This is a genomic window from Geomonas silvestris, from assembly GCF_014193515.1.
Taxonomy (GTDB): Bacteria; Desulfobacterota; Desulfuromonadia; order Geobacterales; family Geobacteraceae; genus Geomonas; species Geomonas silvestris.
Map to the genome: position 1 here is coordinate 142010 of NZ_BLXX01000002.1, position 16486 is coordinate 158495.

A 16486-nucleotide genomic window follows, 5' to 3' on the forward strand; every position below is an offset into this window, starting at 1 on the left:
CTTTTAAGTTGCAACCCACCAAATTCGACTGTATATGAATTAATTACTACTTTTAAAAGAAAGCGACTGGCCGCTGTTGTGACAACCTGGTCTGACTTGGGAGAGTTGATGAAGAGCACCATAAAGCGTGGCTGGCGTAGGCTGGCGGCAAGGCAGTCCTTCAGGAAGATTAACGAGCTCATGTTCGATTGTGCTATTGCTGGGCTCGGAATACTTAACTATGAAAACGAGTATTGGTCCGGCGAAAAATTTTTTAGCGAGAAGTTGTTGCCGCTTTATCTGACAGCTCCCAATCCCGTCCTCATGGATGTCGGTGGCAATACTGGCGACTACACGAAGATGTTGAAGACTGCCGTTCCCGAGTCAACCGTCTGGACTTTTGAGCCGAATCCCAAAACATTTGCGAAGATGTCGGAAGAGATAGCCGACCTGGGCGCACACGCGATCAACAAGGGTCTAGGTTCTGAGGAAGGAATACTGAAGTTCTACGATAGAAAGGATCAGGCTTCGTCGTCTCAGCACGGCTCTCTCTATCGTGAAGTAATCGAGGAGTTACATCGAGTCGATTCGGAAGAGATGGAAGTTTCCATCACGACACTGGACAAATTTTGTGAGGCCAACAGCATTGAGCGAATAAACCTGCTCAAGATAGACACCGAGGGGCACGAGCTTGAGGTTTTGAAGGGTGCACGGGGGCTCATTGAGGCAGACAAGATCGATGTACTCCACATCGAGTTCAACGAGATGAACATCGTAAGCCGAGTATTTTTCAGGGATCTTGCGAAGATTTTGCCCAATCATTTGCCTTACCGGCTGCTTCCCCAAGGTGCCATCCCCCTGAGCGGGTCACCGCTCAAGACTGAGCTTTTTGCCTTTCAGAACCTGATATTTGTGCATCGCAAGTTTTCCCCGGACAAGTCGATGAAGCCGGGCAAGTACGCATGACGCATTTGCATTGGGAGCAGGGGATCGGGGGTTCGAATCCTCTCATTCCGACCATTTAAATCAAAAGCCCTCGGCTCTTAGCCGAGGGCTTTTTGCGTTGCTGTTCCGTGGCTCCTCCGGTCCGCGCAGCATGCTCCTTTCACGCGTTGACACCTTTTGTCTCCCCCAACTCCCCCATCAACAGCCACAGCAGGCAATCTCGCTCTTTCATTGGTTTTGACCTAGGTCAAACCAATGCAGCAGGTAAGACGCCATGATTAGGTCATGATGGCATATCGTGCGACGATACGGCGTGTCGCGATCCTGACGGTGCTGGCGCTCTTTATGGCGTCTTCTGCCGCTCCCGCCCACAGCCTGCGGCTCTTGAACCTCGACGCTCTCGATACGGTGACGGATTGCCATGAAAGCGACCAGAGCGGGGGCAACGGCTCCGGCGCCGGCAACGCGGACACAACAAGCCGCTGCGGGTTAGATCATCCTTTCGACACCTCCCCCACGGGAGATCTCATGGTCACGAGAGTCGAGGGGAAACTGGCCTGGCGTTTCCTGGGTGGAAGCCGCGAGGGCTACACCAGGCAGATCTATGTTCCTCCACGGTGTTCTCCTGGGCCCCGGGCTTCGTAGCAGCCTGAGGACTTCAGGCTGTTACCAGTGGACCACTTCCAACGGAACAGGAGATCTCGCCATGAAAACAAAAAATCTGACACTTGCACTGGCAACGGCTGCCGTTGTCGCCTTAAGCTCACTTTCAGCGCCTCGGCTTGCATCCGCACATTGCGATACGCTGGACGGCCCCGTGGTTCGCGATGCGCACCGGGCTCTTGAGAGCAAAAACGTCACCCCTGTCCTTAAATGGGTAAAAGCAAAGGATGAGTACGCAGTCAAAGCTGCCTTTGACAAGGCACTTGCGGCGGGCGGCGGAAAAACCGAAGCTGCCCACGAAGAATTCTTCGCGACCCTGGTAAGGATCCACCGTGCCGGCGAAGGCGCCCCTTTTACCGGGTTGAAACCGGCTGGAGCAGTGGAACCTGCGGTGGCCGAGGCCGACAAGGCACTGGCAAGCGGCTCTGCCGAGACCCTGGAGCACCTGGTCACCAAGGCTGTGCAGGAGGGAATCAGGAAACGCTTCGAGCGCGTGGCGGCGGCCTACCGGCACAAGGATGAAAGCGTCGTCCAAGGCAGGGAGTTCGTCGAGGCCTACGTGGACTTCACCCACTTCGTCGAGAACCTGCATACCGCCGGATCGGCTCCTGCTCATGGCGGGGGTGATGCGCATTCCGGGCACGGATCTTTCGAGGGTGCCGGGGAAAAACACCCGGACCGGGAACCGACCCATTCCCACTGACACACCTGGGGTTGCGGCAGACGTGCCGCAACCCCTTCCCTCGCGCCCCATCTGCCACGGATACTGTACGTGGGGCCCGTTTCCGGCCTTTCTCCCCTTGGTCTTGATGCGGGAACTGGTCCAGCAGCACCCGTACCGGTTTTGAGACCGTCACGGGCTACTCGTCGTCCCTCGCCACTGCTTCCCATTCGTAGTGCGATGCGACACCTTCCGTTCCATTTCAAAGCGACCTCGTCGAACGAAATTGCCCCTTCCTTCCTGTTTTCTTGCCTGCTGTGGACTTACAAGCTCCACAATTCACGGCCGAGATTCTAGAGCTTAGCTTAAAAATCTGCTCCAAATGCATTTCTCTTTCCTGGGAATGCAGCACCAGCGGCAGAGATCGCAGTTTCGGACGGCGGAAATTCATGACGGCACCGCGGGAATTCCAACCGGAAACGTGGAAATTCATACTGGCGACGTGGGAATGGATTCCCGCCCTTGGGAAATGCCAGTCGCGGGTGTAGTTAGAAATTCCGCCTCGGCGGGAATCGATTACCAGAGGGTGGAATTGTAATTCGTGGTGGAGAATAGGCCATCCCAGGAGTCAGTGAAGCATGTGTGGAACAAAACAATGCATCCCCGACGGGTGATCATCCTTGCGTGGAGCAAAGGAATGCATTCTCAGAGGATGGTTCAGGGTTTCGGTGCAGCGGGAATAGAATTGACCCGAAGAGAGCTCATTGTGATGGGCGAAAACTGGCTGAACAGCGCCAGTTTGACTTCGGAGGTGGGCATTTACGGGTGAGCGACGGTGAGTTTCCAACAGCGCGTGCATCAGTATCGCGCGACCGCAGGAATTACTGCAGGCAGGTTCAGCTCGAGGGGCGTGGTTGGGTTTTCTGCTGAATGAATACTCTGTGCCGACCGGGCGGTCAGCGACGGGTGCTACGATGCTCCTTCCGCAACAGGGATCTTTGCAGGTGCGGACTTCCGGCAGGCTCTCTTCCTGCCTCCAGGACTCACGATACACAGCCCTTGATTGCGGAATTCCTTAAAATCCTCCTCGGTCGCTACCGATTCCAGGAAGCTGAAGATTTTGTCGAAGGCTGCCGCGATTTCTCTCATCGTTTCGTTGCGCCAGGCGACTTCCCGCGTGTCCCGGAAGGACGCAGCCGAGATCTTCTCCAAAAGACGCCCCAAAAGAGTGCGCAAAAGGTCCGGACCGGGGACTCTGTCCGGTCGGGACAGGTACAAGGTCAACTCGGAGACGACTCTGAAGAGCCGGCATGCTTCAGCCCAGAACGCGGCAGGGTTTTTTGGCATTTTGCGGGCGATACGGTCTTTGATCCACCTCCTTTCCGTTGCCGGCACTCTTCAACGGCTTCGACTTTGGGTACGGCGTGTCCTCCCGACCTTTTGTAGGCAGCCAGGGCGACCATGGTTGCGACTGGGGCAAACCCCGCCCCCAGCCATCGGCCAGTCAAGAGTATCCTTCCAATTCCGGAACGCAAGCGGATTCAGTTCCGCCAACCTACACTGACAGCTCCTGTGGCAGAATGCGGCGGTCAGGCCATCATTCCCGGCTCGGACCATAGCCTTAAAACGGCAGGCTGCGTGCCACCGTTACGGCAGAAACCGCCTGTGCCCCCGCCTCCTCCAGCGCCTCCGCGCAGGCGCTCAGCGTGCTCCCGGTGGTGCAGACGTCATCCACCAAGAGCACCCGTTTCCCCCTCAGGCGCTCCGGCCTGCGTACCGCAAACGCCCCCTTCACGTTATCCCGGCGCTGTTCCGCATCGAGGCTCGTTTGCGGTTCGGTCCAGCGCTCCCGGCACAGGCTCCCCGTGTCTATGCGCAGCTTCCAGCGCTTGGCCAGCACTTCCCCGATCAGTTGCGACTGGTTGAAGCCGCGCTGGCGCAGGCGCTTGCGGTGCAACGGCACCGGAACGACAAGATCCGGTGCGGCGTCTTCCCGAAACGGCGACAGCGCCTGGGACATCATAATCCCCAGCGGGTCGCCCAGGTGCACCTTGTAGCCGTACTTGAAGCGGTGGATGAGCTCCTGCACCGGCCCGGCGTAGAGCGTGGCGGAGCGGCTCAGGTGTGAGGGGGGATGTTTGAGGCAGGCGCCGCAGAGATGGTCGCGGCCGTTTTCAGTCTTGAAGGGGGTGCCGCAGCTCGGGCAGAGCGGGGTAACCAGGAAGGTGATCTTCTCGAGACAGGCGGGGCAGATGAGGAGGTCGCCCGCGTTGGGGATGAAGGTCTTGCAGCAGTGGCAAAGCGGCGGAAAGAGGAGATCCAGCAGAGGCCGAAGCAACATGGTGCCCTCCGGTGCTGCGTGGGTGCAAGGTAGAAGGCCCAAGAGTCCCCCCTCCCCTTGCGGGAGGGGGTTAGGGGGTGGGGGAAGCTGCTACGGAGTGACCGGGTCGGTGCTTTCCGCTGCCCCCTCACCCCGACCCTCCCCCGCCAGGGGGGAGGGGGAGCTGGGAGAAAGCGGGGCAACTGCCAGCTTGCCGCGTCAACCTGGAGAAGTCTACAGCCCCATGTCTTCGTTGACCACCAACACGCGGATGTCGGTGTTGCGGGGCTTCTTGTCGATGATGGTGGTGACGCGGCAGATGCGCTGCGGGGAGTCGCAGTTGGAGCAGAAGCCGGTGGTCGCACACGGGGTCGCAAAATTCAGCCGCTTGGCATTGGCGGGAGCCGCAAAATTCTTGATCCGCTGGATCGCGTCCTCGACGCCGCCGTCCACCAGCTTGTTGCGCCCCACCACGACGATCACCTTCTTGGGGCCGAAGAACATGGAGGCGACGCGGTTGCCGTTGCCGTCGATGTTCACGAGGACGCCGGAAAGGGTCACCGCGTTGCTCCCGGTGAGGAAGAGGTCGCAGGTCAGCTCGCGGCGGCAGAGCTCCAGCTTCTCTTCGGGGGTGAGGTCGGGCAGATTGTGGTCCACGATCTCCTTACCCATGCCCTTCAGCTTCTCCCCGAGTTTCAGATCGGCCACCGACAGCGAGCCTCCGAAGCCGACGGTCTTGGCGTCGCCGACTTCGTTCAGGATGTAGTGGAACACCTCGCCGCTGTCCTGGCAGAAGACTGCGGTGAAACCGTTTTTCGCGAGGCCGGCCACCGCCTTCTCGCACTTCTTGGCATAGGCCCAGTGGTTGAGTTCTTCGGTTTTGCTCATGGTTCTCTCCGGGAGGTAGGTGATGGTTCAGCCGCGGTTGGCCCAGAATTCGCGCTCGTAGGTCCAGTAGTCCCCCATGAAGCCCACGAGCTGCTTCATCCGCTCCTTGAAGGCGTTGTGCGCCGCCATCTGGTCCGGGAAGGCGCGTTTTTCGGCGATGCTGGCGCAGAGCTCGGCGCCCAGGGTGCGGGCGTTTTCGAAGAGTTCATCCTGGTCGGGGAACTGGCGCGGTCCCGCCCCGGGGGAGGCCACGGAGCCCACGGTCAGGGCACCCAGCGCCGATACGACGCGCTCCAGGTACTCGATGACCTCCTCGTCGCCGCCGCCACCGGAGGTCTCCACCAGGGCCGCGTACTTCCCTTCCAGTGCGGTGCAGTGGACCAGGCCGTTCAGGCGGTCGATGAAGGCCTTCATCTGGGCCGAGACGTTGAAGATGTAGTTGGGGGTGGCGAGGATGAAGCCGTCGGCGTTCATGAGCTTGGTGCGCACCTCGCTGAAATCGTCCTTGATCGGGCAGTCGCCCACCTTGTGGCAGGCGTCGCAGGCGACGCAGGGGCCGACTTCGGTGCGGTCCAGACAGACCACTTCGACCTCGGCGCCGACCTGGGCGACCCCGGCCAAAACTTCTTCGAGCAAACGGCCGGTGGTGCCGCGCATGCCGCGCGGGCTGCCGTTGATAGCAATGATTTTCATCGGGTTCTCCTGTTTCGGGCGGCGCCTCGTCAGATCGCACCGGTCGGTCGGATCTGTCGGACCGGTCCTATCGGATGCGCCGCCTCGCGAAAGTTGCCAGCTGCTACTTCACAATAACGCTTTTGCCGGTCATCTCCGACGGCTGGGGGATCCCCAGCATCTCCAGCATGGTGGGCGCCAGGTCCGCCAGCACCCCTTTTCTCAGCTTCACCTCTTTGCGGCTTTCGTCCACCAGCACCAGGGGGGCCATGTCGCAGGTGTGCGCGGTGTGCGGGCCGCCGGTCGTGTCGTCCACCATCATCTCGGCGTTGCCGTGGTCGGCGGTGATGATCGCCGCCCCTCCCAGCTGAAGCACCCGGTCCACCAGCTTGCCCACGCACTCGTCCACCGCCTCGACGGCACGCACCGCGGCTTCCATGATGCCGGTGTGCCCGACCATGTCGGCGTTGGCGAAGTTGAGGATGATCACGTCGTACTTGTCCTCGTCAAGCCGCTTCAAAAGCTCGTCGGTCACCAGGTAGGCGCTCATCTCGGGTTTCTGGTCGTAGGTCGCCACCTCCTTCGGGGAAGGGATCAGGGCGCGGTCCTCGCCGGCAAAGGGGGCCTCGCGGCCGCCGTTGAAGAAGAAGGTGACGTGGGCGTACTTCTCGGTCTCGGCGATGCGCAGCTGGGTAAGACCCGCCTTGGCGATCACCTCGGGGAAGATGTTGGTGAGCTCCTCCGGACCGAAGGCGACGGGGAGGTCGAAGGTCTCGTCGTAGCTGGTCATGCAGACGTAGCTCGCGAGCTGCGGGAGCGCACCGCGCTCGAAGCCGCTGAAGGAGTTCTCGGTGAGGCTGCGGGTGATCTCGCGGGCCCGGTCCGAGCGGAAATTGAAGAAGATGAAGCCGTCGCCGTCCTGCACCTTTCCGGTGTGCGCCCCTTCGGCAGCGATCACGCTCGGCACCACGAACTCGTCGGAAACCCCTTCGCGGTAGCTCTCGCGCATGGCGGTCGCGGCAGACGGGTACGGTTTCCCCTCGCCCAGGACGATGGCCCGGTAGGCCTGCTCCACGCGCTCCCAGCGGTTGTCGCGGTCCATGGCATAGTAGCGCCCGATCACGGTGGCGATGCGCCCGAGGCCGATCTCGGCGATCTTCTCCTCGAGCCGGTCGATGTAGTCGGCACCGCTTCGCGGCGGGGTGTCGCGCCCGTCCATCAGGCAGTGCACCAGTACTTCCTTGATCCCCTGGCGCTTGGCCATCTCGATCAGGGCGTAGAGGTGGGTCTCGTGGGAGTGCACCCCGCCGTCGGAGAGCAGCCCCGCCAGGTGCAGCCGCCCGGTCGCCTCCTTCGCCTTCTTCATGCACTCGACAAGCTCCGGGTTCTCGAAGAACACGCCGTCCTGAATCGCCTTGCTGATCCGGGTCAGGTCCTGGTACACCACGCGGCCGGCGCCGATGTTGGTGTGGCCCACCTCCGAGTTCCCCATCTGCCCGTCGGGAAGCCCCACCGACATCCCCGAACCGTCGATCTCGCCCGAAGGGTAGTTCGCCATCAGCCGGTTCATGTTGGGGGTCTTCGCCTTGGCTACCGCGTTGGTTTCGGTTTCGGGGGCGATTCCCCAGCCGTCCAGGATCATCAAGAGCAGAGGCTTCTTTGGCATGTCACTCTCCTTGAATACTAGAATAAAAAAAGGTGAAGAAAAACTTCACCTTAATCGTTTACTCGTGGTGGTACGGCTCGCCGTTCATGATGGTGAACCCGCGGTAGATCTGTTCCAGGAGAAACACCCGGACCATCTGGTGGGTCAGCGTCATTTTGGAGAGCGAGATTGCCTTGAAGGCCTGGCTGCGGAAGCCGTCGGTAAAGCCGTAGGCCCCGCCGATGGCGAAGACCAGGTCCTGGGTCCCCTGGTCGCGCTGCTTGGTGAGAAAGTTTGCGAGCTCGGGGGAGGTCAGCTGATCGCCCCGCTCGTCCAGGACCACCAGCTTCGCCCCCTTGGGGAGCAGCTTCACGAGGCGCTCACATTCGCGCTCCCGCATCACTGCCGCCTGGGCTCCTTTTTCCTCGCGTGCCTCCAGGATCTCCAGGGGGCAGTAACGTTTGATGCGGCCTGCGTACTCCTCGATTCCTGTCTTGACCCACGCCTCCTGGGTCTTGCCGACCCAGAGGAGCTTCAGCCTCATTTTTCCTTATGCTCCCAGAGGAACTCCTCGGGGATCTCCAGCTGGGGAGCGCGCTCCCACAGTTCGTCCAGGTTGTAGTGGGCGCGCACCTCTTCCTGGAAGATGTGCACGATGATGTCGCCGTAATCCATGACCACCCAGCGCCCTTCCTGCAGCCCTTCGGTGTCGATGGTACGGTCGAAGGGCTTGAGCCCCATCTTCACGGAATCCGCGATCGCCTGGACCTGCTTGTCGGAGCGGCCGCTCGCGAGCACCAGGTAGTCGGCGATGCTGGAGATCCTGCTGATATTGAGCACCCTCACGTTGAGGGCCTTCTTGTCGAGGGCGAAAGCGGCGCACTTGATGGCACGCTCCTCCGCCGGCATTACTACTTTATCTTCCATCCGTGTATAACCTTTGTCCTTTGAGGTAATCTGCCACGGCTTCCGGAACCAGGTACCTGATCGAGCGGCCGGTCCGGGCCAGTTGCCGTATGTGACTGGACGAGATGTCCAGGAGCACTCCGTCCAGCGCGTAAACTGCATTTCCCGAGCTGTGACTGAGTTTTTTAGCCTGATGGTTATAGCAGAATTCCCCTGCTATAGCAACAGGGAGGGCCTGAGCCAAGCTCTTGATAGTAGAGCCCGGACGCTGCATGCAGACCACGTTTGCCAGGGTGAAAATGGCCGCGTACTCGCGCCAGGTCCCGATGTCCGCAAACGAGTCGCCCCCAACGATGAAGTAGAGCTCGTCGTCGGGGTGTTCCCGCTTCAGCTCCCTTAAGGTGTCGATCGAGTAGGAGCGCCCGCCGCGCACCCCCTCCATGTCCGAGACCGCGAAGGCAGGGTTGTCCTGGATGGCCAGGCGCACCATCTGGTAGCGGTCGGTGAAGGAGAGCTGTCCCACCGAGGGCTTGTGCGGCGGCGTCGAGGCCGGGATGAAGAGCACCCGGTCCAGGGCGAAGCGGTCCCTGACCTCCTCCGCGATGCGCAGGTGCGCCAGGTGGATCGGGTTGAAGGTCCCCCCGAGGATCCCAATCTTCATGGAACCGCGACCTCCGCGCGCCGGGAGCTCGTGAACATCAGGCGCGCACCTGCCCTTCGCCGTAGACGATGAACTTGGTCGTGGTGAGGTCGGTGAGCCCCATCGGGCCGAAGGAGTGCAGCTTGGTGGTCGAGATGCCGATCTCCGCCCCGAGACCCAGCTGGTTGCCGTCCGAGAAACGGGTCGAGGCGTTCACCATGACGACGCCGGAGTTCACCTCGCGGATGAAGCGCTGTGCGTTGCCGTAGTCCGAGGTGATGATCGACTCGGTGTGCAGCGAGCAGTACTTGTTGATGTGCTCGATCGCCGCATCCATGTCGTCCACCACGCGGGCCGCGAGGATGAGCTCCAGGTACTCGGCGTACCAGTCCTCCTCGGTGGCGGCGCCGGCTGCGGGCGCGTACTTCCTGAAGGCCTCGTCGCCGCGCAGCTCCACCTTCTCCTGGGTGAGCGCCTCGGCGATGAAGGGGACGAAGCGCTCGGCGATGTCGCGGTGGATCAAAAGCGTCTCCAGCGCGTTGCAGACCCCGGGGCGCTGCACCTTGGCGTTCACGATGATCCGCTTGGCCATCTCGAAGTCGGCCGAGGCGTCCACGAAGACGTGGCAGACCCCCTTGTAGTGCTTGATCACCGGGATCTTCGAGTTCTGCACCACGAAGCGGATCAGCCCCTCGCCGCCGCGCGGGATGATGACGTCGATGTACTCCTCCTGCTTGAGCATCTCGGTCACCCCTTCGCGCTCGGTGAACGGGATGAGCGAGAGCGCCGCGGCCGGGATGTTCCGGTTGGCGAGCGCCTTTTGCAGGATGGTGGCGATGGCGAGGTTCGAGTGGATCGCCTCGGAGCCGCCGCGCAAGACCACCGCGTTCCCGCTCTTAAGGCACAGGGCCGCAGCGTCCGAGGTGACGTTCGGGCGCGACTCGTAGATGATGCCGATCACCCCCAGGGGGATGCGCATCTTGCCGACCATGAGGTCGTTGGGGCGCTTCCACATGCCGGTCACCTCGCCCACCGGGTCGGGGAGCGCCGCCACCTCGCGGATCGCGTCGGCCATCCCCTTGATGCGCGCCTCGTTCAGCATGAGCCTATCCAGCATGGCCGCGGAGAGCCCGTTCTTCTCGCCGGCCTCCAGGTCCTTCTTGTTCTCCTCGACGATCTTGGGGGCGTTGTCGACAAGGGCCTGTGCCATGTCGAGCAGGAGCTCGTTCTTGACGCCCGGGGAGAGCTTCGCCATGGCGAAGGAAGCCTGGCGTGCCGCGCTGGCAATGCTCTTGATCTGTTCTGCTACGGTCATGGGAAACTCCTTCCGCGGGGAACCGCTCTAAGACGTAAAGCTCCCGCCTGTGAGTACGGCGCGGGAGCCTATGAGTAGCAAAGGTACCGCCTTTAACAGTACCAGATTGGGCGAAGCTATAACAATACCAGATTGTCCCGGTGAATCACGTCGTCGCCGTAGCGGAAACCGAGGATCTGCTCGATCTCCGAGCTCTTGTGCCGGCTGATCTGCTCGATCTCCTGGCTTGAGTAATCGACCAGGCCGCGGGCGAACTCGACTCCCTCGGTATCCACGATCCTCACGCAGGCGCCGCGGGCGAAACGCCCCTCGACCTTGGCGATGCCGGAGGGGAGCAGGCTTTTCCCGTGCTTCGCGAGCACCTCGCGCGCGCCGGCGTCCACGACGATGCTCCCGGCAGGCCTCAGGGTGTAGGCGATCCAGTGCTTGCGGCGGTTCAGGCTCTCCCCGGCGGGTAGGAACAGGGTCCCCACCAGTTCGCCGTCCATCACGCGCGTCAGGTTCCCCGGCACCTTGCCGGCGAAGACCACTGCGGCCACCCCCGACTTCATCGCCTTCTTGGCGGCGGCGAGCTTGGTCGCCATGCCGCCGGTCCCCACGCTGGTGCCGCTGCCGCCGGCGCCGCGCTCCATGTCGCGGGTGATGCTGCGCACCTGGTGGATGAGCGCCGCGTCCGGGTTGGAGCGCGGGTCGGCGGTGTAGAGCCCGTCGATGTCGGTCATGATGAGCAAAAGCTGCGCTTCCACGAGGTTCGTCACCAGGGCGGAGAGGTTGTCGTTGTCGCCGAACTTCAATTCGTCCACCACGACGGTGTCGTTCTCGTTGATGACCGGGATGATGCCGCAGGATAGAAGCGTATCGAGCGTGCCGCGGGCGTTCTGGAAGCGGCGCCGGTTGGCGAGGTCGTCACGGGTCAAAAGGATCTGCGCCACGTTGAGGCCGAAGCCGGAGAAGGCCTCCTCGTAGGAGCGCATCAGGCGCGACTGCCCGACCGCGGCCGCCGCCTGCTTCTGCGGCAGGGTGCGCGGCCGGTCCGGCAGACCCAAAACCGGGCGCCCTGCGGCCACCGCGCCGGAGGAGACGATCACCACCTCCATGCCGCGCTTCTTGAGACCGGCGACCTCCGAGGCGAGCCCCGCGAGGAAATCCGGATCGATCCCGGTTCCCGCTCCGGTCAGTACGCCCGAGCCTATCTTCACAACGATCCGCTTTACCTTCTTGAGTAGTTCTTTACGCATCACTCTAGTCGCACCGATCATGATATTTTTTTAAAGGAGCAGATACTAGCACGTTTGTAAACATCTGGCAAACCCTTGCTTGTAGGCCGGGTTAAATGAATTGACAAACCACCGGTCGGCCTTTAGACTGAGCGCTTCACATCGAGGTGACTGTTTGCTGAACAAGAAACGCTGGAAAAAAACGCTCTATAAGATCCTATCTCTAGACAGCCATCCCGGGCACATCTCCGCCGGATTCGCCGTCGGCGTTTTCATCAGCTTCACCCCGTTTTTCGGTCTGCACACCCCGATGGCCATCGCGGCCGCCTTCATCTTCCGCCTCAACAAACTCACCTGCGTCACCGGCGCCTGGATCAACACCCCGCTCACCATCGTCCCTATTTTGGGCATCAGCTACAAGCTGGGGCGCTTTCTGCGCGGCCGCCCCGTGAACGAGCTGCCGCTTACCGGGGGGAGCCTCGAGTGGCACAACCTGGAGAAGTACGCCAAGTCGCTGCTCCTGGGGACCTCGATCCTCGGTTTCTGCGCCGCCATCATCGCCTACTTCGTCTGCTACTACCTGGTGATCCGCTTCCGCTCCCGCGACGCCGCCCAGAAGGAGCTCACCGAGGAGATGGAAGAGGTCGGCGAGGAGCTGGAGTAGGCGGGGAGAGGGGAGTCGTACCTTACTCAAAACGAAAAGCGCCGGCAGCTTCTTGGCTACCGGCGCTCTTTTTTTGCCTTCAGTTCCTGACGCCTTAGCGCCCCAGGAACGGTGACAGCACCGTGTAGCTCAGAAAGCCGACGCCGGCGGAGGCTGGGATGGTGATGATCCAGGCGGCCACGATGCGGTAGGCGACCGTCCAGTTCACCGCCGACATGCGCTTGGAAAGTCCCACCCCCAGGATGGCGGAGGTGATCACGTGGGTGGTACTGGTCGGCAGCCCCATGGCCGAGGCGCCCAGGATGACGCCCGCCGAGGCGGTCTCCACGCAGAAGCCGTGCACCGGTTGCAGCTTCACGAAGTCGTGCCCCACGGTCTTGATGATCCTCCAGCCGCCGGCCGCGGTACCGAGCGCCATGGCGACCGCGCAGGCGATCTTCACCCAGGTCGGCACCTCGAAGCTGCTCAGGGTCCCGTACGAGACCAGCGCCATGGTGATGACCCCCATGGACTTCTGGGCGTCGGCGGTGCCGTGCGAGAAGGCCATGACCGCCGCGGAAAGGATCTGCAGCTTGCGGAACACCTTGTTGAGGGTGTACGGGGCCTTGTTGCGGAAGGTCCACATCATGATGATCATGAACAGGAACCCGAAGAACGCGCCGACCACCGGAGAGACCAGCAAAACGGTGACGATCTTCTTAAGACCCGCCCAGTGCAGCGCACTCATCCCGGCATGGGCGACCACCGAACCGGCCAGGCCGCCGATGATGGCGTGCGAGGAGGACGAGGGGAGTCCGTAGTACCAGGTGATCAGGTTCCAGACGATGGCACCGAGAACCCCCGCCAGCACCACCATCTGGGTGATGTTGTTGGCGTCCACGATCCCCTTTCCGATGGTGGCTGCCACCTTGGTGGAGATCATGGCTCCCACGAAGTTGAGCCCGGCAGCCATGAAGATGGCGCTCCTGACGGTCAAGGCACGGGTCGAGACGCAGGTGGCGATGGCGTTGGCCGTGTCGTGGAATCCGTTGATGTAATCGAAGGCAAGCGCCGCGACGATCACGGCGACCAGCATCACGAGCATCGCATCAGGCATTTTTTACCACCACGCTTTCCAGGATGTTTGCCGCGTCCTCGCACTTGTCGGTCGCGGTTTCCAGCGTCTCGTAGATCTCTTTCCACTTGATGAGCTGGATCGGGTCCTTCTCCTCGTCGAACAGGCGGCTGATCGCCTCGCGGCTCACCCGGTCCGCCTCGTTCTCCAGGGCGTTTACCTCGATGCAGTAGGCGCTGATCGGCTCCAGTTTGCCCCCCAGGAGCGCCACGGTCTTATCGATGGTCTGGCAGGCCTTCAGGATCAAAAAGCCCAGCTCCTTGGATTCCGGGGTCGGCTTCTCGACGTTGTACATCACGATCCGCGCGGCGCAGGCGTCGATCAGGTCGAGGATATCGTCCAGCGCGCCGGACAGGGCGTAGATATCCTCGCGGTCGAACGGAGTGATGAAGCTCTTGTTCAGCTTCTTGATGATGTCATGGGTGATGGTGTCACCCTTGTGCTCGATGTCCTTGATCTTCCGCTGGCTTTGGGCGGGGTCGGTGAAATTGTCCAGCATGTCCTTGAGAAGCTCAGCACCTACGACGATGTTGTGCGACATTTCACGGAACATCACGAAATACTGTTCGTCTTTCGGAATCAGTCCAAACATGTATACTCCTCCACATGGGCGGCCCCTGCCGGGCCAAGGTTACAAAACTGGCAAGATATAACACAACTGTCACAAAGATCACAGCACGAAATGAGTAATAAGTCCTTATGTGATGAATACATACCCCTTTCCGCCTTGATTTATGTCGGAATTTCGCTTATGGTTGCGATATTTTGCGACGAAACAGGAGTTAAGCCAGCATGAATCCAACGCACGCCGCGGTCCTTGGAGCGGTCCAGGGGCTCACCGAAGTTCTCCCCATCAGCAGCTCGGCCCACCTCATCCTGATACCTGACTTTTTGAAGTGGCCGGAATCCGGCCTCACCTTCGACGTGGCGCTGCATGTGGGTACCCTCCTCGCGCTGCTCCTCTACTTCTGGCGCGACTGCCTGGAACTGGTCGGCAACTTCTTCGCAGCCTGCCGCGGCGGCCTCACCACCCCGGCCCGCCGGCTCCCCTTCTACATCATCGCCTCCACGATTCCCGCAGCCCTGGTGGGGAAGACCCTGGAAGGGCCCATCGAGGAGATCTTCCGCAAAAGCCCCGCCACCATCGCCGTTTTCCTGATCCTCTTCGGCCTCCTGCTGGCCTTTGCCGACACCACCGGCGCCAAGCGCTGGCGCATGGACCGCATGACCCTTAGGTGCGCGGTCATCATCGGCCTTGCCCAGTGCCTCGCGCTGGTGCCGGGGGTCTCCCGCTCGGGGATCACCATCACCGCGGCGCTTCTTCTGGGCTTCCACCGCGATGCTGCGGCCCGCTTCTCCTTCCTCATCTCGCTCCCCATCGTGGCCGGTGCCGCGATCCTCAAGGTGGGCCACCTGGTGAAAGCGGGGATCCCTGCCGACGAGCAGCTCCCGCTTGCCATCGGCATCGCCACCTCCGCAGTCTTCGGGTTCATCAGCGTCGCCTTCCTGCTCAAGCTGGTGCAGCGCGATTCCCTCTACCCCTTCGTCTGGTACCGGCTGGTCGCCGGCTGCGCCGCGCTGGCCTTCGTCTTTCTGGGCGCCTGAACTGGCAAACCCCGCTTCCTGAGGTATCATTCCCTTCGTTTGGCGTCCGCCAGGGGAGGTAAACCATGGGAAGCGGGATCAAGGATTGGCCGGAAAACGAGCGTCCCCGGGAGAAGCTGCTCCGCCTGGGGAGTGGCGCCCTGAGCGAGGCGGAACTCCTCGCCCTCATCCTCGGCAGCGGCGACGCCGCCTCTAACCGCAGCGCCCTCGACCTGGGGCGCGCCCTTTTGACCGAGTTCGGTGCGCTGCGCCGGCTGGCCGACGCCTCCTGCAGCGAGCTGCAGCGGGTGAAGGGGGTCGGGCTCGCCAAGGCCACCAGCATCAAAGCCGCACTCGAGCTCTCCAACCGCTGCAAGGCACGCCCACTCGAGAGCCTCGCCAGCTACACCTCCCCCTCGCAGGTCTTCGAACATCTCAACTACGAATTTAGGGATCGCCGCAAGGAGTACTTCATGGCGCTGCTCTTGGACGGCAAGAACCGGATCATCAGGCGCGCCCAGATCTCCGAGGGGTCGCTGAACCAGAGCCTGGTGCACCCGCGCGAGGTGTTCAACGTGGCGGTGCGCGAATCCGCCGCGGCCCTGATCCTTCTGCACAACCACCCGACCGGCGACCCCACCCCCAGTCCCGAGGACCTGGAGGTGACCCGGCGCCTGTGCGAGGCGGGCGAACTGATGGGGATCAAGGTGCTCGACCACATCATCATCGGCGACGGCAGCTTCTACAGCTTCACCGAGCGCGGCATCATGTAGCCCAAAGGAGGCATCATGCGCAAGGAACTGATCACCCCCAACGACCAGGCGGAAAAATCGTCGCGCTGGCTCGACCTGGAAAACCTGGCCAAGGTCGAGCTCAGCTCGGAGGATCCGCGCCACCCCATCGAAGCCGCCCTAACACCCGGCACCGGCGACGGCTGGCTCGCTTCACAGCTCGGCCCGCAGACCATCCGGATCGTCTTCGACACCCCGCAGTTCGTGCGCCAGATCTACCTCGAATTCCGCGAGGAAAAGGCGAGCCGCACCCAGGAGTTCCTCCTGCGCTGGTCGCCGGACCCGGGACAGAGCTACCGCGAGATCGTGCGCCAGCAGTACAACTTCAACCCGCCGGGCACCACGACCGAGCGCGAGGAGTACCAGGTGAACCTGACCGGGGTGAGCGTCATCGAGTTGCAGTTGGTCCCGGACCTGGGGGGTGCCGAGGTTCTGGCCTCGCTGGCCCGACTGCTGATCGCCTGACGCGGCGCGCTTCGAGG

At 61.9% G+C, this 16486-nt stretch carries 18 protein-coding genes; 6 read left to right on the forward strand and 12 right to left on the reverse strand.

The features are described from left to right. Positions 1–108: 108 nt before the first annotated feature. Both GMST_RS04195 and GMST_RS04200 read left to right on the forward strand, forming a co-directional pair. Complete coding sequence (locus GMST_RS04195; protein WP_183353377.1) at positions 109–945, forward strand: FkbM family methyltransferase; 837 nt, start codon at positions 109–111, stop codon at positions 943–945. 685 nt (positions 946–1630) lie between these two features. Beyond that, positions 1631–2290 carry a DUF6448 family protein gene (locus GMST_RS04200; protein ID WP_183353378.1) on the forward strand — a complete coding sequence of 220 codons (660 nt, stop codon included), beginning with the start codon at positions 1631–1633 and terminating at the stop codon, positions 2288–2290. A 927-nt stretch (positions 2291–3217) separates the two neighbouring features. On the opposite strand, the gene GMST_RS04205 is transcribed toward GMST_RS04200, so the two are convergent. The 10 genes from GMST_RS04205 to proB form a co-directional block, all read right to left on the reverse strand. Continuing rightward, positions 3218–3460 carry a hypothetical protein gene (locus GMST_RS04205; protein ID WP_183353379.1) on the reverse strand — a complete coding sequence of 81 codons (243 nt, stop codon included), beginning with the start codon at positions 3458–3460 and terminating at the stop codon, positions 3218–3220. Between the two features lie 409 nt (positions 3461–3869). Next, a complete protein-coding gene (locus GMST_RS04210) occupies positions 3870–4589 on the reverse strand; it encodes a ComF family protein (protein WP_183353380.1) in 720 nt (239 codons plus the stop codon). Between the two features lie 213 nt (positions 4590–4802). Next, entirely contained in the window at positions 4803–5456 is a 654-nt protein-coding gene (locus GMST_RS04215) for a lactate utilization protein (protein ID WP_183353381.1), read from the reverse strand. Between the two features lie 27 nt (positions 5457–5483). Beyond that, a complete protein-coding gene (locus GMST_RS04220; RefSeq protein WP_183353382.1) occupies positions 5484–6149 on the reverse strand; it encodes a flavodoxin family protein in 666 nt (221 codons plus the stop codon). 103 nt (positions 6150–6252) lie between these two features. Continuing rightward, positions 6253–7794 carry a 2,3-bisphosphoglycerate-independent phosphoglycerate mutase gene (gpmI, locus tag GMST_RS04225; protein ID WP_183353383.1) on the reverse strand — a complete coding sequence of 514 codons (1542 nt, stop codon included), beginning with the start codon at positions 7792–7794 and terminating at the stop codon, positions 6253–6255. 58 nt (positions 7795–7852) lie between these two features. Next, positions 7853–8317: a 23S rRNA (pseudouridine(1915)-N(3))-methyltransferase RlmH gene (locus tag GMST_RS04230; RefSeq protein ID WP_183353384.1), complete on the reverse strand. Its 465-nt coding sequence runs from the start codon at positions 8315–8317 to the stop codon at positions 7853–7855. After that, the gene (rsfS, locus tag GMST_RS04235) at positions 8314–8700 is read right to left on the reverse strand and encodes a ribosome silencing factor (RefSeq protein ID WP_183353385.1); all 387 of its coding nucleotides are present in this window, start codon (positions 8698–8700) and stop codon (positions 8314–8316) included. Before rsfS ends, GMST_RS04230 begins: the two co-directional genes overlap by 4 nt. Next, on the reverse strand, positions 8690–9340 hold the full coding sequence (gene nadD / locus GMST_RS04240) for a nicotinate-nucleotide adenylyltransferase (protein WP_183353386.1): 651 nt from the start codon (positions 9338–9340) through the stop codon (positions 8690–8692). The genes rsfS and nadD overlap by 11 nt, the downstream gene beginning before the upstream one ends. A 37-nt stretch (positions 9341–9377) precedes the next feature. Then, positions 9378–10634 (reverse strand): glutamate-5-semialdehyde dehydrogenase, encoded by a 1257-nt coding sequence (locus tag GMST_RS04245; protein ID WP_183353387.1) that lies wholly within the window; start codon positions 10632–10634, stop codon positions 9378–9380. 116 nt (positions 10635–10750) lie between these two features. Continuing rightward, positions 10751–11872 carry a glutamate 5-kinase gene (gene proB / locus GMST_RS04250; protein WP_183353388.1) on the reverse strand — a complete coding sequence of 374 codons (1122 nt, stop codon included), beginning with the start codon at positions 11870–11872 and terminating at the stop codon, positions 10751–10753. Between the two features lie 154 nt (positions 11873–12026). Here proB and GMST_RS04255 point away from each other — a divergent pair, with 154 nt between their 5' ends. Beyond that, positions 12027–12515 (forward strand): DUF2062 domain-containing protein, encoded by a 489-nt coding sequence (locus GMST_RS04255; RefSeq protein ID WP_183353389.1) that lies wholly within the window; start codon positions 12027–12029, stop codon positions 12513–12515. Between the two features lie 94 nt (positions 12516–12609). On the opposite strand, the gene GMST_RS04260 is transcribed toward GMST_RS04255, so the two are convergent. Both GMST_RS04260 and GMST_RS04265 read right to left on the reverse strand, forming a co-directional pair. Beyond that, positions 12610–13611: an inorganic phosphate transporter gene (locus GMST_RS04260; RefSeq protein WP_183353390.1), complete on the reverse strand. Its 1002-nt coding sequence runs from the start codon at positions 13609–13611 to the stop codon at positions 12610–12612. Next, positions 13604–14221 (reverse strand): DUF47 domain-containing protein, encoded by a 618-nt coding sequence (locus tag GMST_RS04265; protein ID WP_183353391.1) that lies wholly within the window; start codon positions 14219–14221, stop codon positions 13604–13606. The genes GMST_RS04260 and GMST_RS04265 overlap by 8 nt, the downstream gene beginning before the upstream one ends. Before the next feature lie 200 nt (positions 14222–14421). Between GMST_RS04265 and uppP the strand changes: the two genes are divergently transcribed. The 3 genes from uppP (at position 14422) to GMST_RS04280 (ending at position 16469) form a co-directional block, all read left to right on the forward strand. Then, positions 14422–15234: an undecaprenyl-diphosphatase UppP gene (uppP, locus tag GMST_RS04270; RefSeq protein ID WP_183353392.1), complete on the forward strand. Its 813-nt coding sequence runs from the start codon at positions 14422–14424 to the stop codon at positions 15232–15234. Between the two features lie 65 nt (positions 15235–15299). Continuing rightward, entirely contained in the window at positions 15300–15986 is a 687-nt protein-coding gene (gene radC, locus GMST_RS04275) for a RadC family protein (RefSeq protein ID WP_183353393.1), read from the forward strand. Positions 15987–16001: 15 nt separating this feature from the next. Next, a complete protein-coding gene (locus GMST_RS04280; protein WP_183353394.1) occupies positions 16002–16469 on the forward strand; it encodes an anaphase-promoting complex subunit 10 family protein in 468 nt (155 codons plus the stop codon). Positions 16470–16486: the final 17 nt, after the last annotated feature.